The 24,739-nt window shown below is 71.9% G+C and carries 27 protein-coding genes and 1 pseudogene; 9 read left to right on the top strand and 19 right to left on the bottom strand.

Annotated features, from left to right (window positions below; translation table 11 throughout):
- Positions 1-403: 403 nt before the first annotated feature.
- The 4 genes from ACFYST_RS14685 to ACFYST_RS14670 form a co-directional block, all read right to left on the bottom strand.
- A complete protein-coding gene (locus tag ACFYST_RS14685; protein WP_387862262.1) occupies positions 404-1,078 on the bottom strand; it encodes a maleylpyruvate isomerase N-terminal domain-containing protein in 675 nt (224 codons plus the stop codon).
- Between the two features lie 39 nt (positions 1,079-1,117).
- Positions 1,118-2,431, bottom strand: a complete 1,314-nt coding sequence (locus ACFYST_RS14680; protein ID WP_387862259.1) for a HEAT repeat domain-containing protein — start codon at positions 2,429-2,431, stop codon at positions 1,118-1,120.
- Positions 2,432-2,499: 68 nt separating this feature from the next.
- Positions 2,500-3,777, bottom strand: a complete 1,278-nt coding sequence (locus ACFYST_RS14675) for a PP2C family protein-serine/threonine phosphatase (RefSeq protein ID WP_387647733.1) — start codon at positions 3,775-3,777, stop codon at positions 2,500-2,502.
- Positions 3,778-3,925: 148 nt separating this feature from the next.
- Positions 3,926-4,513, bottom strand: a complete 588-nt coding sequence (locus ACFYST_RS14670) for a hypothetical protein (protein WP_387862256.1) — start codon at positions 4,511-4,513, stop codon at positions 3,926-3,928.
- An 84-nt stretch (positions 4,514-4,597) separates the two neighbouring features.
- Between ACFYST_RS14670 and ACFYST_RS14665 the strand changes: the two genes are divergently transcribed.
- The gene (locus ACFYST_RS14665) at positions 4,598-5,035 is read left to right on the top strand and encodes a GNAT family N-acetyltransferase (protein WP_387862254.1); all 438 of its coding nucleotides are present in this window, start codon (positions 4,598-4,600) and stop codon (positions 5,033-5,035) included.
- Positions 5,036-5,220: 185 nt separating this feature from the next.
- Here the strand turns inward: ACFYST_RS14665 and ACFYST_RS14660 are convergent, their stop codons facing one another.
- Together ACFYST_RS14660 and ACFYST_RS14655 are read right to left on the bottom strand one after the other, a co-directional pair.
- Entirely contained in the window at positions 5,221-6,387 is a 1,167-nt protein-coding gene (locus ACFYST_RS14660) for an FAD-dependent monooxygenase (protein ID WP_387862251.1), read from the bottom strand.
- Positions 6,388-6,634: 247 nt separating this feature from the next.
- On the bottom strand, positions 6,635-7,174 hold the full coding sequence (locus tag ACFYST_RS14655) for a GNAT family N-acetyltransferase (protein ID WP_387862249.1): 540 nt from the start codon (positions 7,172-7,174) through the stop codon (positions 6,635-6,637).
- 165 nt (positions 7,175-7,339) lie between these two features.
- Between ACFYST_RS14655 and ACFYST_RS14650 the strand changes: the two genes are divergently transcribed.
- Positions 7,340-8,566: an MFS transporter gene (locus ACFYST_RS14650; RefSeq protein WP_387862246.1), complete on the top strand. Its 1,227-nt coding sequence runs from the start codon at positions 7,340-7,342 to the stop codon at positions 8,564-8,566.
- 20 nt (positions 8,567-8,586) lie between these two features.
- On the opposite strand, the gene ACFYST_RS14645 is transcribed toward ACFYST_RS14650, so the two are convergent.
- Entirely contained in the window at positions 8,587-9,012 is a 426-nt protein-coding gene (locus ACFYST_RS14645; protein ID WP_387862244.1) for an SMI1/KNR4 family protein, read from the bottom strand.
- Positions 9,013-9,216: 204 nt separating this feature from the next.
- Here ACFYST_RS14645 and ACFYST_RS14640 point away from each other — a divergent pair, with 204 nt between their 5' ends.
- Positions 9,217-9,630, top strand: coding sequence for a nuclear transport factor 2 family protein (locus ACFYST_RS14640; protein ID WP_387647750.1), 414 nt, complete (start codon positions 9,217-9,219; stop codon positions 9,628-9,630).
- A gap of 14 nt (positions 9,631-9,644) precedes the next feature.
- Here the strand turns inward: ACFYST_RS14640 and ACFYST_RS14635 are convergent, their stop codons facing one another.
- From ACFYST_RS14635 to ACFYST_RS14610, 6 genes are all read right to left on the bottom strand, one after another.
- Positions 9,645-10,253, bottom strand: coding sequence for a DJ-1/PfpI family protein (locus ACFYST_RS14635; protein ID WP_387862242.1), 609 nt, complete (start codon positions 10,251-10,253; stop codon positions 9,645-9,647).
- A 74-nt stretch (positions 10,254-10,327) separates the two neighbouring features.
- Complete coding sequence (locus ACFYST_RS14630; protein ID WP_387647756.1) at positions 10,328-10,798, bottom strand: MarR family winged helix-turn-helix transcriptional regulator; 471 nt, start codon at positions 10,796-10,798, stop codon at positions 10,328-10,330.
- A gap of 82 nt (positions 10,799-10,880) precedes the next feature.
- A complete protein-coding gene (locus tag ACFYST_RS14625; RefSeq protein ID WP_387862240.1) occupies positions 10,881-12,332 on the bottom strand; it encodes an amidase in 1,452 nt (483 codons plus the stop codon).
- 114 nt (positions 12,333-12,446) lie between these two features.
- Positions 12,447-12,992: a hypothetical protein gene (locus ACFYST_RS14620; RefSeq protein ID WP_387647761.1), complete on the bottom strand. Its 546-nt coding sequence runs from the start codon at positions 12,990-12,992 to the stop codon at positions 12,447-12,449.
- Positions 12,993-13,357: 365 nt separating this feature from the next.
- Positions 13,358-14,122, bottom strand: a complete 765-nt coding sequence (locus tag ACFYST_RS14615) for a hypothetical protein (RefSeq protein WP_387862238.1) — start codon at positions 14,120-14,122, stop codon at positions 13,358-13,360.
- A 64-nt stretch (positions 14,123-14,186) separates the two neighbouring features.
- Positions 14,187-14,480, bottom strand: a complete 294-nt coding sequence (locus tag ACFYST_RS14610; RefSeq protein WP_387862236.1) for a hypothetical protein — start codon at positions 14,478-14,480, stop codon at positions 14,187-14,189.
- 108 nt (positions 14,481-14,588) lie between these two features.
- Here ACFYST_RS14610 and ACFYST_RS14605 point away from each other — a divergent pair, with 108 nt between their 5' ends.
- Positions 14,589-14,999: a hypothetical protein gene (locus ACFYST_RS14605; protein ID WP_387862234.1), complete on the top strand. Its 411-nt coding sequence runs from the start codon at positions 14,589-14,591 to the stop codon at positions 14,997-14,999.
- Positions 15,000-15,292: 293 nt separating this feature from the next.
- On the opposite strand, the gene ACFYST_RS14600 is transcribed toward ACFYST_RS14605, so the two are convergent.
- Positions 15,293-16,699, bottom strand: a complete 1,407-nt coding sequence (locus tag ACFYST_RS14600) for a family 2B encapsulin nanocompartment shell protein (RefSeq protein ID WP_387647772.1) — start codon at positions 16,697-16,699, stop codon at positions 15,293-15,295.
- 325 nt (positions 16,700-17,024) lie between these two features.
- A pseudogene (locus ACFYST_RS14595) lies at positions 17,025-17,264 on the bottom strand (ArsR/SmtB family transcription factor); the annotation flags it as partial.
- Between ACFYST_RS14595 and ACFYST_RS14590 the strand changes: the two are divergent.
- The 3 genes from ACFYST_RS14590 (at position 17,194) to ACFYST_RS14580 (ending at position 20,876) form a co-directional block, all read left to right on the top strand.
- Positions 17,194-17,823: a hypothetical protein gene (locus ACFYST_RS14590; RefSeq protein ID WP_387862232.1), complete on the top strand. Its 630-nt coding sequence runs from the start codon at positions 17,194-17,196 to the stop codon at positions 17,821-17,823. The pseudogene ACFYST_RS14595 and the gene ACFYST_RS14590 overlap by 71 nt on opposite strands.
- Positions 17,824-18,269: 446 nt before the next feature.
- The gene (locus ACFYST_RS14585; protein ID WP_387862230.1) at positions 18,270-19,415 is read left to right on the top strand and encodes a helix-turn-helix domain-containing protein; all 1,146 of its coding nucleotides are present in this window, start codon (positions 18,270-18,272) and stop codon (positions 19,413-19,415) included.
- 114 nt (positions 19,416-19,529) lie between these two features.
- Positions 19,530-20,876 carry a serine hydrolase domain-containing protein gene (locus ACFYST_RS14580; RefSeq protein WP_387862228.1) on the top strand — a complete coding sequence of 449 codons (1,347 nt, stop codon included), beginning with the start codon at positions 19,530-19,532 and terminating at the stop codon, positions 20,874-20,876.
- A gap of 10 nt (positions 20,877-20,886) precedes the next feature.
- Here the strand turns inward: ACFYST_RS14580 and ACFYST_RS14575 are convergent, their stop codons facing one another.
- Positions 20,887-21,081, bottom strand: a complete 195-nt coding sequence (locus tag ACFYST_RS14575) for a DUF1737 domain-containing protein (RefSeq protein ID WP_387647780.1) — start codon at positions 21,079-21,081, stop codon at positions 20,887-20,889.
- 162 nt (positions 21,082-21,243) lie between these two features.
- Here ACFYST_RS14575 and ACFYST_RS14570 point away from each other — a divergent pair, with 162 nt between their 5' ends.
- The gene (locus ACFYST_RS14570) at positions 21,244-21,738 is read left to right on the top strand and encodes a ricin-type beta-trefoil lectin domain protein (RefSeq protein ID WP_387647782.1); all 495 of its coding nucleotides are present in this window, start codon (positions 21,244-21,246) and stop codon (positions 21,736-21,738) included.
- Between the two features lie 39 nt (positions 21,739-21,777).
- On the opposite strand, the gene ACFYST_RS14565 is transcribed toward ACFYST_RS14570, so the two are convergent.
- Both ACFYST_RS14565 and ACFYST_RS14560 read right to left on the bottom strand, forming a co-directional pair.
- A complete protein-coding gene (locus ACFYST_RS14565; RefSeq protein ID WP_387862225.1) occupies positions 21,778-21,936 on the bottom strand; it encodes a hypothetical protein in 159 nt (52 codons plus the stop codon).
- A gap of 285 nt (positions 21,937-22,221) precedes the next feature.
- The gene (locus ACFYST_RS14560) at positions 22,222-22,704 is read right to left on the bottom strand and encodes a hypothetical protein (protein WP_387648248.1); all 483 of its coding nucleotides are present in this window, start codon (positions 22,702-22,704) and stop codon (positions 22,222-22,224) included.
- A 203-nt stretch (positions 22,705-22,907) separates the two neighbouring features.
- On the opposite strand from ACFYST_RS14560, the gene ACFYST_RS14555 reads away from it, so the two are divergent.
- Complete coding sequence (locus ACFYST_RS14555) at positions 22,908-23,351, top strand: hypothetical protein (RefSeq protein ID WP_387862222.1); 444 nt, start codon at positions 22,908-22,910, stop codon at positions 23,349-23,351.
- A 299-nt stretch (positions 23,352-23,650) separates the two neighbouring features.
- Here the strand turns inward: ACFYST_RS14555 and ACFYST_RS14550 are convergent, their stop codons facing one another.
- Positions 23,651-24,634, bottom strand: coding sequence for a phosphotransferase family protein (locus ACFYST_RS14550; RefSeq protein WP_387862221.1), 984 nt, complete (start codon positions 24,632-24,634; stop codon positions 23,651-23,653).
- Between the last annotated feature and the right edge of the window lie 105 nt (positions 24,635-24,739).

Below are 24,739 nucleotides of genomic sequence, written 5' to 3'. Positions count from 1 at the left end.
CAACGGAAATTGAGTAGCCGTAGGGGCGTGGCGTCGATCACGATCACCGCATGGACTTTTAGCGGATGCCACGCATCGGGGCCGGACAGGCCTTGAACAGCCGACCTGTCGCGCGACCGACCTCGCGGCCCCCAGCGGGGCGATGCATCGCGCCCTCGTGTGGCACCCGCCTATCCGCGGGGGGCCCGCTCCGGCCTGCGCGCCGGCCGCTGAGCGCTCCCGCCCAGCCCTGAAAGCCACCCCATCCTCATGCATACCGAACGCAAGGCCCTGTGGGCCGTGCGCCAGTCCGTCCTGCCCGCCGTCCAGTGGCCGCACGAGGAGGCCCTCGGGGCGTGACGACCACCGCGACACGGCCTCCCGGACCACCGCCGCCCGGGAGGCCGTGCCCAACTGCTCGCTCTCAGCCGAGCGTCAGCCAGGTGATCCCGGCGCGCTTCACCTCGGCCTGTTCGGCGGCGTCCAGCTCGGCACGGCCGGTGGCCTTGCGCAGCAGTGTTGCCCGGTCCCAGCCGAGCGCCTTGCGGACGGACGGACCGTCGGCGTCCGCGAGCAGTAGGTCTTCCAGGACGTCCGAGGCCTGGTTCGTCAGCCAGGCCGGGCGATCGAGCGCGTCGGCCAGGTCGAGGCCGTGGACGGCGAGTTCGACCACTCGGGTGATCATGAACTCGGTGAGCAGCATCGGGTCGCCGTGCCGGGTCCGTACCACCCGCGCCTCTGATTCGGCCTCGAACCGGTCCGCCACGCCCCGCCAGGTCCGTTCGAACTCGCCGACCGGCTCGGTGCCGCCGGCCGTATCGCGGGCGAGCGCGATCCGCGCGCTGTTGGTGGCCGCGTCGAAGCGCTCGTCGGGACGGTAGTAGCCCACCGCCGTCACCTCGGCCCGCTCCGGTTCGGGCGCCGCCACCATCGCCTCCACCCGCCCGATCGCGACCCGGACGTGCGCCAGCAGCTCGACCACCGTCCACGGCTCGCACCGCGTGGCCCGCGCCCAGTCAGCGTCCTCCAGCCCGGCCATCGCGGCCCCGAGCGCCCCGGCCTCGACCCGAAATGCCGTCCCCACCAGTTCAGTTCGCATACCGGCCCACGCTACCCGAACGCACCCGACGCCCTTCGGTCAGAGCGTGAGCGCCCCGGCCGGAGCGCCAAGCCTGCGACCGTACTCGGTGAGAGCGAGGACGCCGGTGCCCCGAGCCGGTGTGCTCGCGTCGACCGACCGGGGGTCCAGGCTCAGTTCAGCGGCCAGGCCGGGCGCCAACTCGAGCAGTTCCCATACCCATTCGTCGTCCTCCTCCTCGACGTTCACGTGGCCGCCTGCCAGCGCGGGCAGGCCCAGAGCGGTTCGACGCTGCTGCTCGTAGGCAAGCGGCGCCCCCAGTTCCAGGTCCTGCGCGTCCTCGCCGGGTATGTAGGCGAAGCGCCGCACGATCGTGCCCTGCTCGGCGACCAGAACCGCCGAGCCGTCGCCCTGGTAACTGTGCCAATAGGCCTGGGTTCTCCCGTACTTGGCGCTCAGCTGCGCACACACCTCCAGGACCTCGTCCTCGCGCTCGGCGGAGCTCGGGTCGCACCATGACCCGACCACCAGAGTCCAACCGGCGAGCTCAGGGGTGACGAACACGCGGCGGTACTGATCGAGCGGGTTCTCGTCCAGGCCGGCGTGACTGTCGCAGTCGGCAGCGTCCACACCGGTGGCGAACGGCACCGGACGCGGCGACGACAGGCCGAGCAACTCGAGCACCCCCGCCTGGTCACCCGTACTCACCGCAATCCACGAGAGGTAGCAGCAAGAGATGGGAGTGGGAACGTCGTCGGGCAGCTTGATCCGCACCAACCGCTCCAGCGCCGCCAGGTCGCGCGCGCTCAGCACCGCCTCCCCGCCGATCTCCGCCAGCGCCTCCAGCGCGCCCGCCCGCGCGGCGCCGGGGCCATCGCGACGCACCGCCTGCAGCAGGGGCACCACAGCGTCACCCCACCACGCGAACGACCGCAGGGCCGCCCGCCGCACCTCCGCGTCCGGGTCGCCCAGCAACGGGACCACCCGCTCGGCGAACCGCAGTCCGTCGTCCCCGCACTCGCCGATGGCCACGACCGCCGCGCGACGCACCACCGGGTCCTCATGCGTCAGCGCACCGTTGTAACCGTCCAGCGCCACTGCCCCGAGACCCGTGAACACCCGGAACGCCCGCCAGTACGTCTGCCCCGCGGCCACGCTCTGCAGAACGTGCAGCACCAGCGGAAACGCCGAGGGGCCCATGCGGCGAAGGACACCCAGCAGCGCGGCCTCGCTCACCGGCGAAGCAGCGTCGCCCAGGTGCTCCATCAACGCCGGCAGAGCAGCCGGGCCGAGCGCGGCCAACGCGTCCTCGGCGGCCCGGCGGTCCGCGTCGTCGGGAGCCGCGAGGCGCAGAACCAGCTGGTGGGGCGTCATGGCCGAACGCTAGCGGGCGGCACGGACAATCGGGCATCCTGGCGCAGCGGCCGCGACCGGCCCCCGGCTCAGGCCCGGGGCGGGGTGCGGATGGCCAGGACGGCCATGTCGTCGTGGCCGTCGCCGGGGTGCAGGTCCGCGAGGAGGTGGACCAGTTCGTCGAGTGGAAGGTCGGCGTGTGCGGCGGCGAGGGTGGCGAGGGCGGCGAGGCCCTCGTCGATGTCGCGGTCAGGGTGTTCGACCAGGCCGTCGGTGAAGAACAGGACGGTGGCGCCGCTGGGGAGCGGGTGGGTGTGGTCGGGGCGGTGCAGGGTGGGGTCGACGCCGATCGGGATGCCGGGTTCGCCTTCCAGGTACCAGGTGCGCCCGTCCGGCCCGAGGACGAGTGGCGGAGGGTGCCCGGCGGTGCTCCAGCGCATGGTCCAGCCGTCCCCGGCGGCGGGTTCGATCCGGGCCAGGCAGGCCGTGGTGACGGGCAGGTCGGTGATGGCCTCGACGGTGCGGTCGAGCTGGGTCAGCACCGAACTGGGCGGGCTGCGGCGGTCGTACAGCAGTGCGCGCAGCATGTTGCGGGCCTGGGCCATGGCGGCCGCGGCGTTCAGGTCGTGGCCGACGACGTCGCCGATGACGGCCGCGCATGCGTGGTCGGGCAGGATGACGGCGTCGTACCAGTCCCCGCCGACGCCGGCCGGGTCGGCGGCGGTGCGGTACGCGGCGGCCCCGGTGAACGGCGACAGGTCCGGCAGTGTGGGCAGCAGCATCCGCTGGAACTGCGCGGCGCTGTCCCGCATGTACCCGAACAGGCGGGCGTTCTCGATGGCGATGCCGGCCGCGCCCGCGAGTGCCTGCACCACCTCCTCGTCGGCCTGGTCGAACGGCCGCCCGTCCCGGCGTTCGGACAGGTACAGGTCGCCGTAGATCGCCCCTCGGACGGTGATCGCCACGCCCAGCAGCGTCCGCATCGGCGGGTGGCCCGGCGGGAAGCCGACCGACGCCGGATGCGCGGCGATGTCCGTCACCCGCAGCGGTTCGGGGTTCCGGATGAGGTGCCCGAGCACCCCGCGTCCGCGCGGGAAGTCGACCCCGGCCAGATCCGCGCGTTCCTCCGGCGACAGCCCGGCCGTCACGAACTGCTCCAGCCGGTCCCCGGACGGCGCGAGAATCCCGAGCGCGCCGTACCGCGCGCCGGCCAGTTCCATCGCCGTGGTGACGATCCGGTGCAGCACCGTCGGCAGATCCAGGTCACCCCCGATGGCCAGCACCGCCGACAGCAGCCCCTGCAACCGGTCCCTGGCCTCGCCCAGCGCACGCAACTGCGCCGCGATGTCCTCCACCTGCTCGTTCATCGCCCCCACGGTAGCCACGACACCACCGTCCCCACCGGTCAACACGCGCTGCACGCCCCGGCCCGCGCCCGGTTTTCGCCGAGGACACCCGCCTGCGGGGACGGCGCGGGCCCACCGGCAGACGCGGTGGTGGCCCGGTTCGACAGGCTCAACTGCCGTGCGGCTCGCAGGAGGCCAGCTTCAGGCGGCACTCGTCGAGGACCTGCGCCACCGCGGCCCGCGCCTCGTCCCCGTCCGCCAGTTCGACGAGCAGTTCGCCGGCCGCCACCAGGGCTTCCCAGAACTCCACCGGCCGGCCCCGCCCGGTACGCGGGCCGAAGCGCGCGAGCGAGCGCAGGACCGAGTCCAACTCGCCCTTCGCAAACCGGCGCGAGAGCCCGAGCGCGTGCCCACTCCCCAAACCTCCCATGGCAGCCACCGCGGCCCGCAGCCGTTCCGCGACCGCCAACTCCCGCGCGTCGAGTTGCCGGTGGATGTCGAACACGCCGGCCATCTCCAACAGTTCGCCGAACAACGGCTCGTCGCCGTCCTCGAACGGACTCTGCATCTCGTCCGGATCGTCGTGCAGACGCTGCCGCAACTCCGCCTCCGGGATCCCCATCGCCAGGCCGACCACCACTGCCGCGTCCCACCACCGCACCGTCCGTACGGCCAACTCGCCGCACACCACGGCCGGTTCCGCCCCCGACCGCAGCCGCTCCCGAGCCAGCTCGGCCAGGCTCCCGCCGTCCGCCACGCCCGTCTCCCGTCGCATTCGATCCGCTGCCGCTACCGCCGCGATCCCGCTCGCTCCCGGCTCTTCCCACTATGGTCTCGGCCCATGAGTACCGACATCGCGATCGCCCGCGAGGCGAATGACGAACTGGTGACCGCATTCGCCCGCCTACTCCCCCAACTGTCCGCTACAGCCGCGCCGTTGGACCACGACGCGGTTGCCCGCCTGGTGACCTGCGACTCGAACACGCTGCTGGTGGCCCGGCTCGACGGGGTGATCGTGGGTGTGCTGACGCTGGTCGTGTCGCCGCTGCCGTCCGGGCTGCGGGCCCGGATCGAGGATGTGGTGGTCGATGCCGCCGCCCGCGGACACGGCGTCGGTGCCGCACTGACCGACGAGGCCGTCCGGCTGGCGAAGGACGCGGGCGCCCGGACCGTCGATCTGACGTCCCGTCCGTCGCGGCGAGCGGCGAACCGCCTCTACGAGCGGGCCGGGTTCCGGACCAGGAACTCGACGGTCCACCGGTACACCGTCGCCGGGTAACTCGCCTGCCGGGGCTCGGAGTTCCGACGCGGCGAGAGCAACGCGAGGTCGTGCCGTCTCCCCCGGTGCAGGCACGCGCCGGGACATTCGCCTGGTACGCGCTGCCAGTCGGATCGCTGCGCGCCGGCAGCGACCCGGCCTGGCCCTGCGGTCGGCCTCCGTTCCGGCCGGGAAGCCGAGGGCGGTCAGGTGGAGGCGAAGTAGCGGCGGGCGGCCGGCGTGCCCAGCGACGACCGGGCGGCCAAGGAGACCCCTGCCTGCGAGAGGGCGGCCAGGTGGGTCAGCCGCTCGCGCTCCCAGCCCGCGAGCCGCTCGTGCGGCAGGCCCCGGCCCGGTACCCATCCGCGCAGGGCGGTCGCGAGCGAGGCGGCGTCACCGACCGCCTTGGCGGCTCCTGAGGCGGTGTGGGGGCGCACCGTGCCGGCGGCGTCGCCGATCAGCGCGGCGTGGTCGGCGACCATCCGGTGGGGTGCGAGGTCGAAGATCGGCTGCATGAAGACCTTGGACAGCCTGACCAACTGCGCGAACGGCGCCGGCATCACCTGCTCCGCCGTGGCCGCCAGCTCGGCTTCGATCTGCGGCAGCAGTTCACCGGGCGGCAGGAAGGTCGAGTACGCCTTGCCCGAGCGGCTCGCCAGCAGCCTGGGCAGTTCGGTCTCCGGAACGGTCATGTGGCAGACCCAGTTGACCCGCCTGGACCCCTCAGTGCGTTCGCCGTTCGGGCCCGGGACGAGGTAGCACAGCATCTGCAGGCCGTCCGCGCCGAAGAAGGTGAACCTGCCGGCCAGCAGTTCGAGCAGCTCGCCGGGCAGCGCGGACTCCGGTTCCAGGCCTCGCCAGGACACGTACCCCGCGTACCTGGAGCGGGAGGAGGGGTCGAGCAGCCGGCGGGTCGTCGAGCCGATTCCGTCGGCGCCCACCAGGAAGTGCCCCTGCGTCGTGTATCCGTCCGCGAACTCGGCCGTGACCTTGCCGTCCTCCACCCGGACGTGCCGCAGTGCGCTGTCCATCCGGTAGCAGACCTCGTCGAGGGGCACTCGCAGCGTGCGGTGGAGGACGTCCCACGCGCTCATCAACTGCGGGGCCTCGTAACGCGTGGGCCTGCCCCGGCGGTGCAGCCACTGGCGCTCCGTCAACTCGACGCTGACCTCTCGCGCGGAGCTGCCCAGCTTGGCCAGCAGCGCCCCCACCTCCGGCTGCATGACGATCCCGGCGCCGCGGGTCGCTATCTGGCCGCCCGAACGCTCGTACACCGCCACCTCGGCACCCGTACCCCGCAACTCGTGCGCCGCCGCCAGGCCCGCGAAAGACCCCCCGACGATCACCGCCCTGGCTGCCTCGTCAGTTCGCATTGCATGCCTCTCTCCGCCACCGGGCCCGATGCCGCTGGACCATTCGATCTTGGGCCGCGCCGCGAACTTCCCGCAAGCCCAAGCCAGTTCGACCGGTGATCTGTGCGCCGAGAGGAAAATTCCGTGGGCGCGCGTGGACAAACAGGGCCGGACCGGCCCGGCAGACTTCGCTCAGCGAACACACACGGCACCACCGCTCGACCTGCCGAGGCACCGGGTCTCCGTGGTACCTGTGCTGGTGCCTGTGCTACGGGAGCGCGAAGCGCCACATGTCGCGCGGTTCGCCGCCGACCTCCTGGTGCGCGGGCATCAGCGTCTCGCGCCGGTAGCCGGCCCGTTCGGCGGTGCGCAGCGAGCCGGTGTTCCACGGCTCCACGTACAACTCGACGCGCGGGACGGCGAGTTCGCCGAACGCCCAGTCCGTGACGGCTTTCAGCCCGACGAGCGCGACGCCCCTGCCCCGGCCGCTCCCCGGCACCCAGTAGCCGGCGGTGGCACTGCCGCGCAGCGGCAGTTCACCGACCCACAGGCCGACGTTCCCGACGGCCCGCCCGTCGGGGTCCTCGATGACGAACGGGTAGCCGGTGCCGATCTCGGTACGCCGCCACTGCCGTTGCACGAACGCGTCGGCCTCCGCGTCGGAGTAGGGCGCGGGCACGGTGGTGATCAGCGGAATGTACGGGTCGGTGGCGGCCTCGCGCAGCAACGCCCGGTCCGTCAGCTCCCAACGCCGCAGCCGGAATCCGTTCTCCGCCGCGATCTCCGGCATCACTCTGGGCAGGTCCACTCGCCCATCCTCGCCCAACCGCCCCGCCGACGGCCAATCACCTCGGCTTTCCCGCCGGGCCTGCCCCCGTCCCCCGTAACGGTGATGACGGAAAGCCGCCAGCCTCCACCCGGGGGCCCTGCTGAACTGACCGGACATCGAACGATCCGGTACAGGACGGAACTCATGGCCACCTCCGCTGCTTCACGCCCCCGCACGGCCAACCGGCCGGCCCGATCTCCCATGGTCGGGTGGCTGTCCGTGGTGGCGGTCATGTTGGGGATCTTTTCGATCGTCACGACCGAGATCCTGCCGATCGGCCTGCTCACCTCGATCGGGTCCGACTTCGCGGTCTCGGACGGGGTGGCGGGGCTGATGATGACCACGCCCGGCCTGCTCGCCGCTGTCTCGGCGCCGCTGGTCACCGCAGCCACCGCCCGCATCGACCGCCGGGCGATGCTGGGGGCGTTCATGCTCCTGCTGGCCCTGGCGAACGGACTGGCGGTTGTCGCGCCCAGCTTCGAACTGGTGGTGGTCTCACGGGTCCTGGTGGGCGTCACCATCGGCGGCTTCTGGTCGATCGCGGCCGGGGTCGCCGATCGGCTGGTGCCTGCGGACCGCGTCGGCCGCGCCGTCTCGGTGATCTTCTCGGCCGTCCCGCTGGGGTCCGTCCTCGGGGTGCCGGTCGGCACGTTCATCGGCGACGTGGCGGGCTGGCGTGCGGCGTTCGCCGTCATGGGCGCGCTGTCGGCCGGCGTGTTCGTCCTGCTGCTGGTGGTCGTGCCGCCCCTGCCGCCGGCCGGGGCCACCCGGTTGCGGGTGCTGGGCGGCCTGTTCCGCAGCGTGAACGTCCGCTTCGCGCTGCTGCTGACAATGCTCATCGTGCTGGCCCACTTCGGGGCGTACACCTATGTGACGCCGTTCCTCGAACAGGTCACGCATGCGGGCCCGGCACTGATCACCGTCTTCCTGCTGGTCTACGGAGCCGCGGGCATCCTCGGCAACTTCCTCGGCGGCTCCCTGGTCGCCCGGCGCCCCCGCACCGGTTTCGGCGCGGCGGCGGCCCTGCTCGCCGGGGCCACTCTGCTGCTGCCGGTGCTGGGCGGCTCGAAGGCCGGCGCGGTGAGCCTGTTGTTCGTGTGGGGCGTCGCCTACGGTGCGGTGCCCGTGTCCTCGCAGACCTGGTTCGCCAAGGCGGCCCCGAACGTACCCGAGGCGGCGTCGGTGCTCTTCACCGCCTCGTTCCAGGCCACCATCTCGCTCGGCGCACTGGCCGGCGGCAGCATCGTGGACCACACCTCCCCATCCACGGTCATGACCCTCGCCGGCATCACGTCCGGCCTCGTGGTCCTGACCGTACTGACCCACTTCACCCGCGGCCTCACCTGGCCGAACGGCAGCACCGGCAACTGACGGCTGCGACCGTCGTGTGTCTAGCGGTACCAGTCTCCGCTCTCGCGCAGAGCCCGCTCAAGGTACTGCCGCAGGCTTGCTGTCGCCATGTACCGGCTGTCCGTCTCGTGGTCCCAGACGAAGACCTCGTCCCGCTCGGGCGTGCGGATGAAGGCGAACTGGTCGGAGGCGTTGTCCCCGAAGAACATCAGCGGCTCGAAGGGCATGTAGAGGCCGGCGAAGCCCGGGGTATCGCGGAATTCGGCATTGCCTTTCGCGATTTGTTCGGCGCTCCAGATCGTGTCGAGACCGTTGCGGGACACTCCGTTGCACTCTCGCAGCAAAGTCGCAAGATCCTCCGGCAGGTGCTGGCCCAGGACCTGCTCGACCGCAATCAGGGAGGCCTCATCGGCCGGCGCACCGAGCTCGGCGTTCGGTGCCATCTCAAGAATCAGTTCGCGCCACATGAGGTGAGTCTTTCAAACGCCTGCCGAACGCTGCGGGCGGGCCGGGCGGAACAGGCAACTCCCGACGTACCGTCCCAGCGTGCGGAGCAACAACGCCGCTGACACCCGACTTGCGCGGAGCTGTCAGGTTCTCGGCTGACGGTTCGTCAATCAGGCGTAGGCTCCGAGTCAATCCATCACGAACGACACCTTGGGGGTACCGCCATGACCGATTCGCCTCTCCTGGACGTACTGGCCCGCTACCAGCGGGCGATGCTCCGGCTGGACGCCGATGCGCTGGCGGAGCTGTATGCGCCGGACGGGGTGCACGAGTTCCCGTTCCGGTTCCCGGGCTTTCCGGCGCGGTTCGAGGGGCGGGAGGAGATCCGGGCGGGGTACAAGGCGGCGTGGTCGGGGACTCCGGCGCGGCCGACGGGGATCGAGGAGACGGGCGTGCATCTGTCGACCGATCCGGAGGTGCTGGTGGCCGAGCAGACGGTGCGGGGTGAAATCGCGGGTGGGCGCGGCGAGTTCGCCATCCCGGGGCTGCTGGTGCTGCGGGTCCGCGACGGGCTGATCGTTCACGCCCGCGACTACATGGACGGCCTCGCCGTCACCGGCGGGCTGCGCGAGCAGTAGGAATCGGGCCGGCGTCAGCCCCGTACGGCCTCGCCCGCGTGGACGGCGCGGAGAGCCCGTTCGACCGTCTCCTGCTGTTCGCCGACCGGGGCCACGTAGCCGATGGCGCCGCGCGCGGCGTCGGTGCCGAGTGCGCGGGTGATGACCCAGATGGCGAGGTACTGGGATGCCAGGCAGCCGCCCGCGGTGGCGATGTTGCCCTCGGCGTGGAACGGGGCGTCCAGGACGGTCACGCCGCGCGCTTCGACGAAGGGCCGGGTGGTGACGTCCGTGCAGGCGGGCATGTCGTTCAGCAGTCCGAGCCGGGCGAGCACCAGCGCGCCGGAGCACTGTGCGCCGATCAACTGCCGGGCGGGGTCGAGCGGGAGCCGCGAGATCAGCCGGTCGTCGGCGACCACGTCGCGCGTTTTCACGCCGCTGCCGATCAGGACGACGTCGGCTTCGGTGACGAAGTCCATCGGGCGCTGTCCGGTCACCTCCACGCCGTTCATGGAGGTGACCTGCGGCGTCGGGGTGGTGATGAAGGCCTCCAGGCCGTCCTTGCGGCAGCGGTTGATGATGGCGGAGGCAATGAAGCTGTCGAGTTCGTTGAATCCGTCGAAGGTGACCACGGCTACCTGCATCACAACTCCTTCAAGGGTACGGTGCCCCAAGTCTCCCCCGACGCATCGTCCCGTCAAGTGAGGCGAACGAGCTGTCAGTCGTGACCGAGCCGTTCCAGGACGGCCATGGCCGCGATCACCGTCTGCCGTTCCGCTTCGGTGCACTTGGTCTGGAGTTCGGCGGCGAGCCATTCGCTGCGGGCCCGTCGGCCGTCCTCGGCGCGGCGGCGGCCCTCGGGGGTGAGCACGATGAGCATCCGGCGGCCGTCGTCGGGGTCACGGCGGCGTTCCACCAGGCCCTGGGCGGTGAGGGCGGCGATGGTGGTGGCCATCGACTGGTGGCGCATGCCCTCGGCGACGGCCAGGTCGCTGGTGGTCAGGCCCTGGCCGTCGTTGTCGAGCAGCCGTCCCATGGCGGAGGCCTGGGTGAGCGTCAGGTCGCCCGTTCCGGCGGCGGCCCGGATCCGCCGGCGCAGGCGGCCGATCACCGACCGCACCTGCTGCGAGGCCTGCACGGCGGACGGTGCGGCCTCCGGGTCTTCACTCACCTCCGGGTCTTCACTCATGGGGGTCACCCTAGGTTCCCGGCGGCCGGATGTAGCGGCGAACTGTGTATTCGGGCCGCTCAATAGCTCCGGGACCGACGGCTCACCTCGGTGCCCGGAAGCCGCCGATCTCCCGTTCCAGCAGTTCGGCCAGCCGCAGCGGGGTGCGGTCCTCGAACATCGGTCCGATGATCTGCACGCCGACCGGCAGGCCCTCGGGTGACGGTCCCGTCGGGACGGCGGTGGCGGGCAGGCCGGGCATGGTGGCCACGCCGGCCCAGACGAGCTGATCGAAGTACGGGTACTCGGCGCCGTCGATGTCGAGCCGGCGCTGGAGCGGGTCGGGGTTGTGGTCGTGCGGGAACGCGGGCGTGGGCGTGATCGGGCACACCACGGCGTCGTACTCGGCGAAGAGCTGCCGCCAGCCGTGGCGGTGGAGCTCGCGGCGGAAGTTCACTCCCATCCAGTCGCTGTGGCTGAGCACCATGCCGCGCAGCCCCGCCGCGTCGAGGCTCTGGTCGTCCGCCGCCAGCCCGGCGGCGCGGGCCTGGATGTGCTCACGCGCTTCGACGGGGAAGCGTGCGATGGTGCCTGCGAACAGGAGCTGCCGGTAGATCCGGGCGGCGTCGGCGAGGTCGGGCAGCAGCGGACTGTGCCGGTCGACGCGGGCGCCGCCTGCGACGAGCGCGTCTGCCACCCGGTTCAGGCCCGCCCGCACGGCGGAGCCGGTCGGAATGTACGGGTGCTCCTCGACGACCAGGACCCGGAAGTCGCCGATCCGGTCGTGGCGCGCGGGCGGCAGCGCCAGCTGGTACGCCACACCGTGCGTCAGCGGGTCCGGCCCGGCCATGACGTCGAGCAGCAGCGTGAGGTCACGGGCGGTGCGTGCCATCGGGCCGACGACGGCGAGGTCGTGCTCGGACGGCAGGGCCGGCCCGGGCGGCGGAACCATGCCGCGGCTCGGCAAAAGCCCGAGTGTCGGTTTGTGCGCGTAGACACCGCAGAAATGCGCGGGGGTGCGCAACGAGCCGCCGAGGTCTGAGCCGATGGACAGCGCGCCGAAGCCGGACGCCAGGGCTGCCGCCGATCCGCCGGAGGATCCGCCCGAAGTACGGCCGTGGTTCCAGGGGTTGTTGGTGGTGCCGTAGATCTCGTTGAAGCTCTGGATGTCCTGCAGCCCGGGGGGCACGTTGGTCTTGCCGAGCACCACCGCGCCCGCGGCCTTGAGCCGCGACACCTGGAGGGCGTCCTCGGCCGGCACGAAGTCCCGGTGCGGCGGCAGGCCCCAGGTGGTGGGCAGCCCGGCGATGTCGTAGCACTCCTTGACCGTCACCGGGATGCCGAGCAGCGGCCGGTCCTCGCCGCGGGCGCGTGCCTGGTCGGCGTCGCGCGCGGCGGCCCGGGCGCGGTCGAAGTCCGGCACGCAGATCGCGTTGATCGTCTTGTCGTCCCGCTCGATGCGGGCGATCGCCTCGTCGGTCAGCTCCACCGAGGTCACCTCACCGGCGCGCAGGGCAGCGGCGAGTGCTTCGGCCGACTTGAAGTTCCAGTCCATGAATCGGACCGTACGCGCCCCCGGGACCGGGCACGAAATTGAATTTCGCACAACGGGTCCGCTGTCCGAATACCCGTCAATTCACTTCGACCAGCGGCAAATCGGCCCGACCCGTCAAGCCAGTACCAGCCCGTAGTCCGCCAGCCAGCCCCGCAGCTGGGCCCGTTCGGCGCGGGCCAGCGAGCCGCCGGTGAAGCGCGGGTCGTCGGTGACTTCCGCAAGACAGTTCGCCGGGGGCACGAACGTTTCTGCGTCCTCGGTGGTCTCGAACTCGGCCTCCGCCAGCACCAGTCCGAGCAGCCGGCCGTCGAAGACGTCGATGCCCAGCGGCGGGACGCTCAGCCGGGTCTTGGTCAACTCCCGGCCGGGCAGGCTGTCCAGCAGCACGGAGTACTCCTCCCCCGACAGGTACAGGTTGGTGATCAGGCCCTGCACCGGGCCGGTCGTACCCGGCGGCGCCGGGATCTTCTGGGTGAGCTTGTGCGCGCACTCCCCGGTGTCGATCCGCTCGACGTGACGCAGCCGCAGACGGGTGCCGTCCACGTACCGGTCGGTGATCAGCCGGGCGCAGGTGACCGCGCCCGGCGCCGGGACCCGGGCGAGCAGGAAGCGCCGCTCCCGCTCCACCCGCGCGTACTTGCTCCCGGCCGCGGCCTGCACCGGGCCGTGCCCCGAAACCGCCGCTCCCGAAACCGTCGCCTCCGAAACCGTCGCCTCCGAAACCGTCGTTCCCGAAACCGCCTCCGAAACTGAAGCCTCCGGAACTGACCCCTCCGAGCCCGTCTTCACCGGGTCCGTTCCCGTCCCCGCCGCGGGCGAATCGCCGCAGCGCCGCCCCTCCGCGTCCTGCGCCCCCATGCCGTGTCTCCCCGTTGCACGTTGTACCGCCGCGCCCGCACCGCCCATGGCGGCCCGCCGCGCGACCTCCCCGTTCGGGCCGCCCGTCCCCTCGGGGGCGGCCGTGCCCAGCGTAATGCGCGAACCGGACCGGGGCGCGCGGATGTCCGTCATCTCCGCCGCTCCGGCTACTGGTTGAGGGACGGGAACAGGTCCAGGAACGGTTGCGTGGTGACCGACATGCCGCGCCCGAACGGGTCGTCGAAGTCCCAGATCAGGAACAGCAGGAAGCCGATCAGCGCGCTGAACGTGCCGGCCAGCACCAACTCCCGCCCGGAGCGCCGGATCTGGAGCGCGAACAGCATGCCGACGGTGACCAGGGCGCCGACGATCAGGCCGAACCAGACCACGCCGGGCATGGTCGGACCGGTGTTGCCACCACGGGAGTTGCGGGTCTCGTCGGCGATGGCGATCTTGTCCATCATCGCCTGGTACGCCTGCGCCTCGATGTCGTTCTGCGGGGCCCGGGAGGCCACGTCGGTGCGCAGCTTGGCGAGCAACTCGGTTCCCTCCGGGGAGAGTTCCCCGTCGGTGCGCATGTGGTGCCACTCGGTGTTCACCACGAACGCCACGTAGGCGTCGACGTCCTTGACGACCGTCGCCCGGTAGTCGGCGGGGAACACCTCGGCCCGGGCGCTGACTTCGTGCAGCGACTGCGCCTCGCGCTGCACGTCGTCCTGCGCGGACGACCGGGTCTCCCAGACGCCGGCGATCGCCAGGCCCAGCACGATGGCGTACACGACGCCGATCATCATGGTGATGTACTCGATGACGTCGGGCGTCTCCGAGGTGTCGGCGTGCAGGTCGGTCTTGCGGTGCCTCACCAGCATGACCGCGACGACGACCAGGCAGGCCCCGGCCATCGCGATGGCGAGCGCCACCCATTCGGACATGACAGGTCCTCTCCTGTTGCTTGGATCAACAACTCGGCTGAAATGAAAGGAATTTGACGGCTCGTCAGGAACGGCCTCGGGCCCGGGACTTCCCGCTCGGGCGCAGCGCCGCCGCGGCGAGGACGGCGGGGATGGTGACCACCAGCATGCGGGTGGTGGTGGGGGCGCCGTGGCGCTTGGGCGGTTCGGCGTGCACCACCGGCGGCGGCAGATGGACGGACGACGTCGGCGCGGGGGCCGGGGCGGGCGTCGCCGGTTCGGGGGTGGGCGGCGCGGGCGCGATCGGCGCGGCACTGCGGGTGGGCGCGGGCCGCGGCGGCAGGGGTGCCGGCGGCGCGGGCTTCGGCGGTGTCGGCACCGGCGTCGGCGTTGGCTTCGGCGACGGGCTTGGTTCGACTGTCGGGCTGGGCTTGGGAGTTGGCGAAGGCTTGGGCGTCGGCGTGGGCGTCGGCCGCGGGTGGCAGTGGTGCCCGTGCCCGTGCCCGTCCCCGTCGCCGTCGCCGTCGCCGTCCTGATCGTCTCCCCCGCCGTGGCCGTGCCCGTCACCGCCCCCGTGGCCCCCGTGGCCCCCCTGGCCCCCCTGGCCCCCCTGCAATCCGGCCGTCGGGAGCTGGACGTCGGCCCCGCCCTCGGCATCCACCTCGACGTGCGCCCCTGCGGCGTCGACGGAGGTGTGCACGTGGACGCAGATCTCCAGCCACCGCCCCTCGCCCCCGTCCCCCCGTTCGCTCACCGTCGTGGCGGCCTGCGTACCGGCCTGCGTGCGGGCCTGGGTGGCACCGGTGAGCACCGCGCACACCACGACGACCCCGGCGAGCGCCCCGGCCGTCCGGACTCCCGCCGCCCGGGCCGCCCGGCGTCTGGTCCGGGTGGGTAAGGTCTCCGCCGCGTTCCCGCCGCTCGCGGGCGGCCGGTCGTTCCGCTGCCTGGGCGTGTGCATGGGCGTGGTCCAACCTTCCTGTGGCTGGGGACGGGTGGCTGTGGACCGTCGAACTGGCCGCGGCCGGGGCCGGAGCGCAGTCGAGGGTGCACCGGAGGACCGGTGCCGTTCCGCGCAGAAACGGAACAGCATGATCAATCCGACGCACCCTCAACTGGGCGGACCGCCGTTTGGTTACGGCCTCCGACGGTTCACCCTTGGTCTTCCTCGTGACAGCTCTCGGCCTTGCCTCAGCGGACGGCGATCTCCACGTTCTCGAGCACGCCGAGCGCGTCGGGCACCAGGATGGCCGCGGAGTAGTACGCGGTGACCAGGTAGTTGATGACAGCCTTCTCGTCGATGCCCATGAAGCGGACCGACAGGCTGGGCTGGAACTCGTCGGGGATGCCGGTCTGGTGCAGGCCGATGACGCCCTGGTTGTCCTCGCCGGTGCGCAGCACCAGGATGGAGCTGGTGTTCTCCGGGGTGATCGGGATCTTGTTGCAGGGCAGGATCGGGACGCCGCGCCAGGCCGGCACCTTGTGGCCCTGCATGTCGACCGTGTCGGGGTACAGGCCGCGCGAGTTGAACTCGCGGCCGAGCGCGGCAATGGTCTTGGGGTGGGCCAGGAAGAACTCGGAGTCGCGGCGGCGGCTGAGCAGTTCGTCCAGGTCGTCGGGGGTGGCGGGGCCGGAGTGGGTCTGGATGCGCTGGTCGAAGGCGCAGTTGGAGAGCAGACCGAACTCGCGGTTGTTGATCAGCTCGTGCTCCTGGCGCTCGCGGAGCGCCTCGACGGTGAGCTTGAGCTGCTGCTCGATCTGGTTCATCGGCTGGTTGTAGAGGTCCGCGACGCGGGAGTGGACCCGGAGCACGGTCTGCGCGATGGACAGCTCGTACTCGCGCGGCTTGAGCTCGTAGTCCACGAACGCGGTGGGCAGCAGGTGCTCGCCCTCGTGGCCTGCGGACATCGCGATCTCGGCCTCGCCGAGCTCGTTCTGCCGCTGCAGCGGGAGGCTGGCGAAGTCCCGGATGTGGGCCTGCAGGCTCTCGGACTGCGCGAGCACCGACTCGAAGTCGGACCGGGTGAGGGTGAGCAGGGTGCCGGAGGTCTTGGCGGTGGCGGTGTAGTCCCAGCTGGCGTCGGCGTCCAGCAGGGCGTTCTCGCCGAACCGGTCGCCGTCGCCGAGGACGCCGATGACCGCGTCGTCGCCGTACTTGCCGGTGGAGATCTGGTTGATCTTGCCGTGCGCGATCAGGTGGATCTTGTCGGACGGGGTGCCGCGCTCGACGAGGGTCTCCCCGGCCCGGAAGTCGCGCTGCACGCAGCGGTCGGCGATCGCGGACAGCACGTCGTCGTCCTCGAAGCCGCGCAGCAGGGCGAGTTCACCGAGCTCCCGGGGGATGACCCGGACATCGCCGCCGGTCTGGATGAACTCGATCCGGCCGTCGCCGACCGTGTAGGTCAGACGGCGGTTGACCCGGTAGGTACCGCCGGAGGTCTGCACCCAGGGCAGCATCCGCAGCAGCCAGCGGGAGGTGATCTCCTGCATCTGCGGTGCGGACTTGGTGGTCGTCGCCAGGTTGCGTGCGGCGGCGGTGGTGAGGCTGGTCTGCTGGCGCTGCGCCTGCTGAGTCTCCGGGCTGCTGTCCACGGACATCGGGCCGGGCTCTCCTTCGTCTCGCCACGTGAGCTGACGCTGCGTCAGATCCGTGGGTGTGTTGGGGTCTTGGCAAGGTAACGAGGGGATGGCTGAGGGTGTCGGAGGGCCTTCGGGTCACCGGGCCGCCCACTGCCTCCCGAACAGTAGATCTTTGCCACTCCCAGCACTGCCCCCGAGGCCGATGGTGCACCCGATCAGGTGAATCTTGCCCCCGCGAGGATTGGGACTGCCTCCGTCCGGTTTGCCATTCGGGGGACGCGCGGCAACTCAGGTTGACCGCGAACCACCCGCCCCGGAGGCCACAGCGCCGCCCGGCGCTCCGTCAGCGGGTCTCCGGCTGCACCCGAACCAGGACCTCACCGGTGCCGGTGCGGAGGTAGAGCACCGACCGCCCGGCACGCCGGCGCTGCACCAGCCGGGCGTCGAGCAGCACCTTCAGGTGCCGGCCCACCGAACCCAGGCCCTGCCCGGTCAGAGCGACCAGCTGGGTGGTGGCCTTCCGGGCGCCGAGCAGCACCAGGACGTCCGCCCGGGCCGGGCCGAGCAGCCGGCCCAGCGCCTCGCGGCCGCGGCGGACGGTCTTCCTGGCGCTCTGGGTGCCGAACGGGCTGGTCGTCGGCTGCGAGTCCTGCTACGTCCGCTACGCGCCGAAGGAGGCCGCGGCCTGCTGCTCGCGGGCGGCGCGGTCGACACGCCGGCCGGGGGCATCGCCGTCGGCCGCTTCGTCTCCCGGCAGTGGCAGGACCGGCTCGGCGTCCCGCTGTGCCTGCTGCTCGCCGCGCCGTTCCTGCTGTTCGCCCTGCACCCGCCACTGCCCGTGCTGCTCGCCGCCGCTGTCCGTACTGCTCGCCGCCGTCACAGTCGCCGCGCTCGGCTACGCGACCGGCCTGATCTTCCAGGACGGCCTGACGCAGCTGACCCCGGACGAACTCGGCGGCCACGCCTTCGGGTTGCACGGCTCGGGCCTGCTCGCCATGCGGGGCGTCGGCGCCGCCCTGGCCGGCGCGGTGGCCGAACGCACCTCGCCCGCGACGGCGATCGCCGTGCTGGCGGCAGCCTCCCTGACCGTCACCCTGCTGCTGACGCCCGAGCTCCGCGCCGGAACGGCAGCTGCGGCCTGACGCCCTTCAACGGGCGGCCGGCCGGCCCGTAAACACCGCACTTTCCCTCGTTTTCCGCCACGCCCCCGCTTTCCTCCCGGCCCGGAATTCCACCGCCCACGATCGACCTCGAGCGACTTCGAACCTGACGCTCCGTCAACTCGTCGCCCACGGAGCCGGAAAAGGCCATCGGCGGGTGCCAGGAATTGGCTTCCCCCTCCAGCGGAGCTGTCACCCCGGTGAGCGTTTCCGCCCGTCGGGCCTCCCGGGCGGGGCCCGCATGCCTGCGCCGAACCTATTGACCCCCGGGTTGCGCCGCCGCATACTCCCCCTGTCCCCGACCACCGTCGGATTCGCGGGGACTCCGGTGGAACGGATTATCGCTACCTGGAGGATCGGAATTGGCTGGGCCGTGGGAGGGACTTCCGCGCGATTTGTCGGCCGAACTCAGGGCGGAGCAGCAATCCTTGGCTTCCGAGATCATCCGGGAGATCAGGTCCGCCGTCCCGGAATTCGCCCGCCCGCTCTCCGGCCAATTCGGCGCCGGAATCCAGCAGGGCGTGGAGACGGCGCTCGCCGAGTTCGTCGACCGGGTGGCCGGGCTGCCCGCCCCCGGCCTGCGGCAGGTGCGGGTGTACCGCTCGCTCGGCCGGGGCGAACTCGCCGAGGGCCGCAGCCTGGACGCCCTGCAGGCGGCGTTCCGGCTCGGCGCCCGGATCGCCTGGCGCCGGTACGCCCGGGTGGCCCGCCGCCGCGGTCTCGGCCCGGAGCAGCTGGTCACGCTGGCCGAGGCGGTGTTCGCGCACATCGACGAGGTCGCGGCGGCCAGCGTCCAGGGCTACATGGACGCCCGCACCGACCGCGCCGGCGCGCTCGGCCGGGCCCGGCACCGGCTGCTCGACCTCCTGCTGTCGGGCGCCGAGCCCGCCGAACTCGCCGCCGCCGCGCAGTCCGCGGACTGGCCGCTGCCCGCGTTGCTCGCCGGGGTGTCGCTCGACCCGCGCTCCCCCGCTCCGCTCCCCACCGCCCGTCAACCCCTCGCCCGCGTCGCCGCGTTCGGCGCCCGGCCCGCCGGCGGCGGACGGCTGCCCGAGCACGTCCTGGTCAACCTGGACGGCCCGCAGCCGCACCTGCTGCTGCCCGACCCGGCAACGGCCCTCGCCGACCCGCGAGTTGCGGCGGCGCTGCACGGACGCGGCGCGGTGATCGGCCCGCCGGTGCCGCCCGCCCTGGCGGCGCAGTCGCTGCGCTGGGCCCGGCTGGTCCGCGCCTCCCTCCCGCAGGCCCCGGATCAGCCGGTGGACTGCCGCGAGCGCTTCTCCGACCTGCTGCTGCTCACCGACCCGGCCCTGGTCCGCCTGATCGCCGAACGCCGCCTGGCCCCCCTCGCGCCCCTCACCCCCAAGCAACGCGAACGCCTCGCCGCCACCCTCCTGGCCTGGCTCCAGACCGGCCGCGGCACCGCCCCTCAGGTCGCCGCCCGCCTCGGCATCCACCCCCAGACCGCCCGCCAGCGCCTCCACCGCGTCCACCGTCTCTTCGGCCCGTCCCTCGCCTCCCCCGACGCCCGCTTCGAACTCGAGGTCGCCCTCCGCGCCACGCCCATCCGATAGGCCCGGCGGCCCCTGCGGCGGAGCCCGTCCGGTGCCGAACGGGCGGTCCGGTCAAGGCCGTTCGAAGTCGGACGGCTACGATCCGAACAGGAGCGATCAAGGGGAGGCATGAACGTGCTGGACAAGCTTGACGTGCTGGACGGACTGGACGAGTTCTGCGAGAAGACGCTTGCGGCGCACGGCTGCCCGTCGACGAGCGTGGCTGTGGCGCAGGGCGACGAGATCGTGTTCGCGCGGGCTTACGGGCTGGCGGACGTCGCGGCGGACGTCGCCGCCACCCCGGAGACCGTCTACGGGCTGGCGTCGGTCACCAAGTCGTTCACGGCGGTCGCCGTGTGCCTGGCCGCCGATCGCGGGCTGATCGACCTCGACGCACCGCTGCCCGGCGAGTACCCGTGGGCGACGGTGCCGACGCCGCGTCAGCTGTTGCAGCACCGGGGCGGGTTCCCGGCGTACTACGACTTCTACTACGACGAGGAGCCGTCACCGATCGACCCCGCCTTCTACCGGCGCCAAGTCCGCGAGCCGGGCGGCGACTTCGAGTACTCCAACCACGGCTACCAGGCACTCGGCCGCCTCCTGGAGCAGGCCACCGGCCAGCCCCTGCGCACCTTCCTGCGCGAGCAGATCGCCGAACCGCTCGGCCTGTCCTCCTTCGAGCTGGCCGACCTCCCGCCCGCCGCCGCGCCCGTCGCGCAGCGCTACACCCCCGACGGCCGCAGCTACCCCGGCTGCCGCACCAGCGTCCCGGCCGCCGGGGCGGGCTGGGCCACGGCCGGTGACATCGCACTGTTCGCCCGCCGCTCCGCGCGGCTGCTCCGGCCGGCCACCGCGGCCGCCGTGCTCGACGCGCTGCCCATCACCGACCGCCTCGGCTACGGTCTCGGCCGGATCGTCCAGCGCGAGAACGGCTCGCTGATCAGCAGCCACGGCGGCGGCATGGGCGGCGTCGCCGCCATGATGATCGACCTGCCCGATCGCGAACTCTCGCTCGCCGTCCTGACCAACAGCACAAACAAGGCCGCCCGCGACGCCGTGGTCCGCCACCTGATGGACGCCCTGGCCCCCGAGTTCGACCCGGCCCACCTGGCCCCCGTCACCGAACAGGACACCGAGCTGACCCTGCCCCCGGGCAGCTGGACCGGCCACATCGACACCCCCGACGGCGAAGTCCCGCTGCACCTGGACGCCCTGGCCGACCGCCGGATCCGCGTCCGCCTCGCCGACCTTCCCCCGGCCACCGTCCCGGCGATCGCCTCCAACCTCTGGGACGTGCGCCTCATCGCCGACCTCCAACTCCCCACCACGGACGCCCGGGTGAACAGCCCGTCGTTCGGACTGGAACTCCGCACGAACGGCGCCGAACTGACCGGCCGCGCCATCGCCCTCAAGAACGGCGACCGCGAAGGCCTGCTCGGCCCCTACCTGATCCACTCCTGCCGACTGCGCCCCGCCGGCTGAAGTCCTCCCGCTACCTCTTCGGCCACACCACCGCCTGAGCCACGATGACCCGCTCGCCGTCGAACGTGACGGCGGGCCCCTCGTGCAACTCGTAGCCCAGCGCGAGCGCTTCGCTGACCCGGTGGCAGAAAGCGGCGTCGTCCGGCCCGGTCAGGACGCGGTAGCGGGGCAGTCCGTCCGGCGGCGTGCTCGAAAGTGTGCTCATACCCACAGGATTCCAGACCGCGCCCCCTCACTCCGCGCCGGAGGGGGCGCTCCGCCCTCACCGAACACTCCGTCCGCGCACCACCCGCCGCTGCCGCAGGCCAGGGGCCCGCCGCTAGCTTGGAGGCAGGTCAAGACCCCATCCCCCACGGAGGGTCGGAGCATGAAGCTGCGTGTTGCGGCCGCGCTCGGTACGGCGGCTGTGCTGGTCTCCCTGGTCGCCGGCTCCGGCACGGCCCACGCCTATGTGAACGTCGACAACATCGTCATCGGCAGCAGCGAGTTCATCGATCACCACCTCGGAAGCGTGTACGGCAGCTACGAGTTGAGCTCGACCACCTACAGCACCAGCGCGGCCAACCTCCGCTGGAAGATCGCTTCCGCCGCGCCCGACACCGGATACCCCAACGTCCAGATCCGCAACGACAGCAGTGGGCGCTGCATCCGGGCGATGAGCTCCTCCGTCGTCCAGATGAAGTCCTGCAACAGCCAGGACCCTTTCCAGATCTGGGCGATGACCCAGGGCGCGATCGGCACCCAGTTCTTCAACTTCGCCGTCCGCTCCTGCCTGGACAACGGCAACAACAGCCCCTACCTCTTCCACGAGGAGGGCTGCAACCGCAACAACCCGTACCAGAGCTGGTTCCTCGTCCGCTGACCCACCCAACCCACCCGACAGCCCCTGCGAAGAAGCGCCCTACTCGCCCGCCACGCCCTCGCCGCTCGTTCCCTCACCGTTGAAGAACGCGGCCAGACTCCGGGCCCCGGCCGGCGAGTGGACCAGCGCCATCACCCGGTCGGACTCGGCGGCGACCTCGGCGGTGCGGGCGAACATCTCGGACTCGTAGACGCGCAACGCCCTCCCCGGATCGCCGGGGTGAGCATCTGGAAGCGCCCCGAACCCCCGGCCCGACGAACCCCGCACCCCCTCAGCCGCGAACTGATCGTCGGCGCGGCACTGGAACTCGCGGACGCGGACGGCCTGGAGGGCGTCTCGATCCGCCGGGTGGCAGCGGCGCTGGAGGTCGGCCCGATGCGGCTGTACGGGTACGTGGACACCAAGGACGAGCTGCTCGGCCTCCTCGCGGACGCGGTCTACGCCGAGATCGTCCCGCCCTCCCCCACCCCCGGCCACCTGACCTCACCACACGCTGGCGTCAACCGCAGGCGGCCAGGGCTCGATCTCGGCCGCCCACTCTGCCGCCGCCTGCAACACCGACTCGGCCGTCAGCCGGCACGCGACCACGAACGGCTCGCCCGGACGGGCCCGGCGCTGCCAGGGAGGCGAGAACTCGAGATCCAGGCCGACGCGCAGCTCGACCAAACCCTCATCGGTCCAGCTGACGGCAAAGGTCAAGTTCGGCTCGGTGAAGCCCAACTGGCTTCCACCCGCCTGCCCAGGGCCGGAGGGCCGGACGCCTGCCCGGCCGAGCCATCGCGCCAACTCGACGGCGTCGTCGGCGGTCAGCGCCTGCCAGCGGAACGACCACGTCCCCTGCGGACAGTGGGCCGCCCCTTCTACGACCAGCCAGCTCTGCCGCTGCCGCGGGTCGACCGCATCGGGGAACTGGTAGCCCACAAGGCCCAGTTCGACACCATGCCCGTCGTTGTCGATCAGCCTCATCGGCCCAGCATTCCACGCCGGGAGACGAAGGGGCCGTCAGAACCAGACCTGGAGGCGGTCCCACAGCTGGTTCACCACGGCAAGCAGGCCGTCGACACCGGTGAAGGCGACGCGGAGCCGCCCCCGGCCCGTCCGGACCCGGCCGGGATCGCGCTCCGGACGGGTGCTCAGCGGCGCGATCCGGCGGAGCCTAGTCTCATGCCGTGACCGACGAACACCGGGCAACCGACGCCTTCAATAACCGTTGCACCAATGCGGCGCTGGCACTGGAGTCCTGCGCCAACTACTTCCTCGACCGCATCTCGTTGGACGAGTCCAACGCCAACCGCAAGGACAACACACTGGACGTGTGGCTGCGCGAGGGACCCCAGCAGCCCGATGTGGTGATCTCACTGTCCGGTCTCCACTCGGTCCGCCCGTGGGAACCCGAAGCGACCCCTTCCTTCATCGACGGGATCTCCCTCGTCCATCTGCCGAAGCTGCCGTCGCCCTGGCCCGCCGACGCGGTCGGCCGGCTCGACCGCTCCGGGGACCTGCCCGAGCTGGTCTGGTTGCGGATCACCGGACCGCTCGAAGTCGACGCTGTCGCCTCGATCGTGACCGTCTACCGGGCGGAGAGCGACGATGCGGCCTCCGTGCTCCGGTGAGCGGCGTCAAGCCCGCACAGCATCACCGCACAAGTGCCCTACCCCGGGGGCTCTTTCGGGCAGGCGGCCGAACATCCCCGGCCAGGCCGGCGCTCGCCCGGCCATTCACCACCAACGGGCTTGCCGGGGCGCAGCAACGCCGCAACGCTGGTGAGCGCTGCCCCGCCGTCCCGCCCGCCGGTCTCACCGGACGGGCGGGTACGGCGTGCGGCCACAACTCACCGAGGGGCTGCCGCACTTCGCCCCGGACGTCCGAGCCTTCTCGCCTCAAGGCGCCCAAGTCGCCCGGGAGCCAGGAACTACGAGTAACGCTCGACGAGAGCCAGGATGTACTCCTCCAACCTGCCGGCCAGCACCGCGGGAGTCAGGTCCGCGCGACCGAGTTCTCGCCAGGGGACGGCGACCTTCTCGGCGTCCGGGGCAAAGGCCAGGGCGTCGATCAGGCGCCAGTAGAGATGCGCCGCCGGGTCCTCGTCGAGCTGTCCGCCCGCGGCGACGTACCGGTCCGCGAAGCTCATGCCCAGCGGGACGCCGTGGAGCAGGGCCAGGGCTGTCGAGCAGTGGGCGACGTCCAGGTCGGCCGGGCCCCACGAGGTCTCCACCCAGTCGACGACACCGCTGATCCGGGCATCGTCGCCGGCCCCCTCGAACAGGACGTTGCCCGGGTGGAAGTCCCGGTGCAGGAAGCACGGCCGGTGGGCCGGCGGTTCCTGCCGGATGACGTCGACGGCCTGCTGCCAGAGGTCCGGTCGTGCCGTCGATTCGGGCAACCGCACCCGATCCGTGGAGGTCCATGCCTGCCAGGCGCGCGGCCTCGTCTCCAACGGGACCTCGACCTGGTGGATGCGCAGCAACTGCGCGGCCAACAGGTCGGCACGATGCTCGGCGCCCTGGTCGTCCACGCTGACGGTTCCCGGCAGCAGCGACATCAGCAGTGACGGGTGGTCGCAGGAGGTCGCCGTCGGGTCCGCGTCCACGAGCACTGCCGCTGGGACGTCCGTGCCGTCGAGTAGGCGGAGGATCGCGGCCTCACGCGACAACAGGCCGTCCGCGTGCTGGAGAAAGAACGGCTTGACGAACGACCGCAGCACCAGAGCACGCCGGCCTTCCGGTCCGCTGATGCTCAGTCGGCGCATCTCCGAGGTCCAGCCGCCACGCAGGCGCGCGACAGCTTCGATCCGTTCCCCGGCGGCGAGTCTCCGCTCCACCCAGGACCTGGTGAAGGCCCAGCCCTGCTCCTCGAGATCGCCGCCGACCAGCTCTGTGCCTTCGCTCTTGACCACGGCAGCGAGGCTATCGGCAACGCAGCCTCCAAGACCGGTCATCAGAGAATCCCGCCCCGGACATGCAGCTCAAGTCGACCGAACCGCACCCAACCCCCCTCTCCG

It is taken from the genome of Kitasatospora sp. NPDC004614 (genome assembly GCF_042873675.1).
Classification (GTDB): domain Bacteria; phylum Actinomycetota; class Actinomycetes; order Streptomycetales; family Streptomycetaceae; genus Kitasatospora.
The sequence above is the reverse complement of the archived record's forward strand: the minus strand, read 5'-3'. Positions and strand labels throughout refer to the sequence as shown.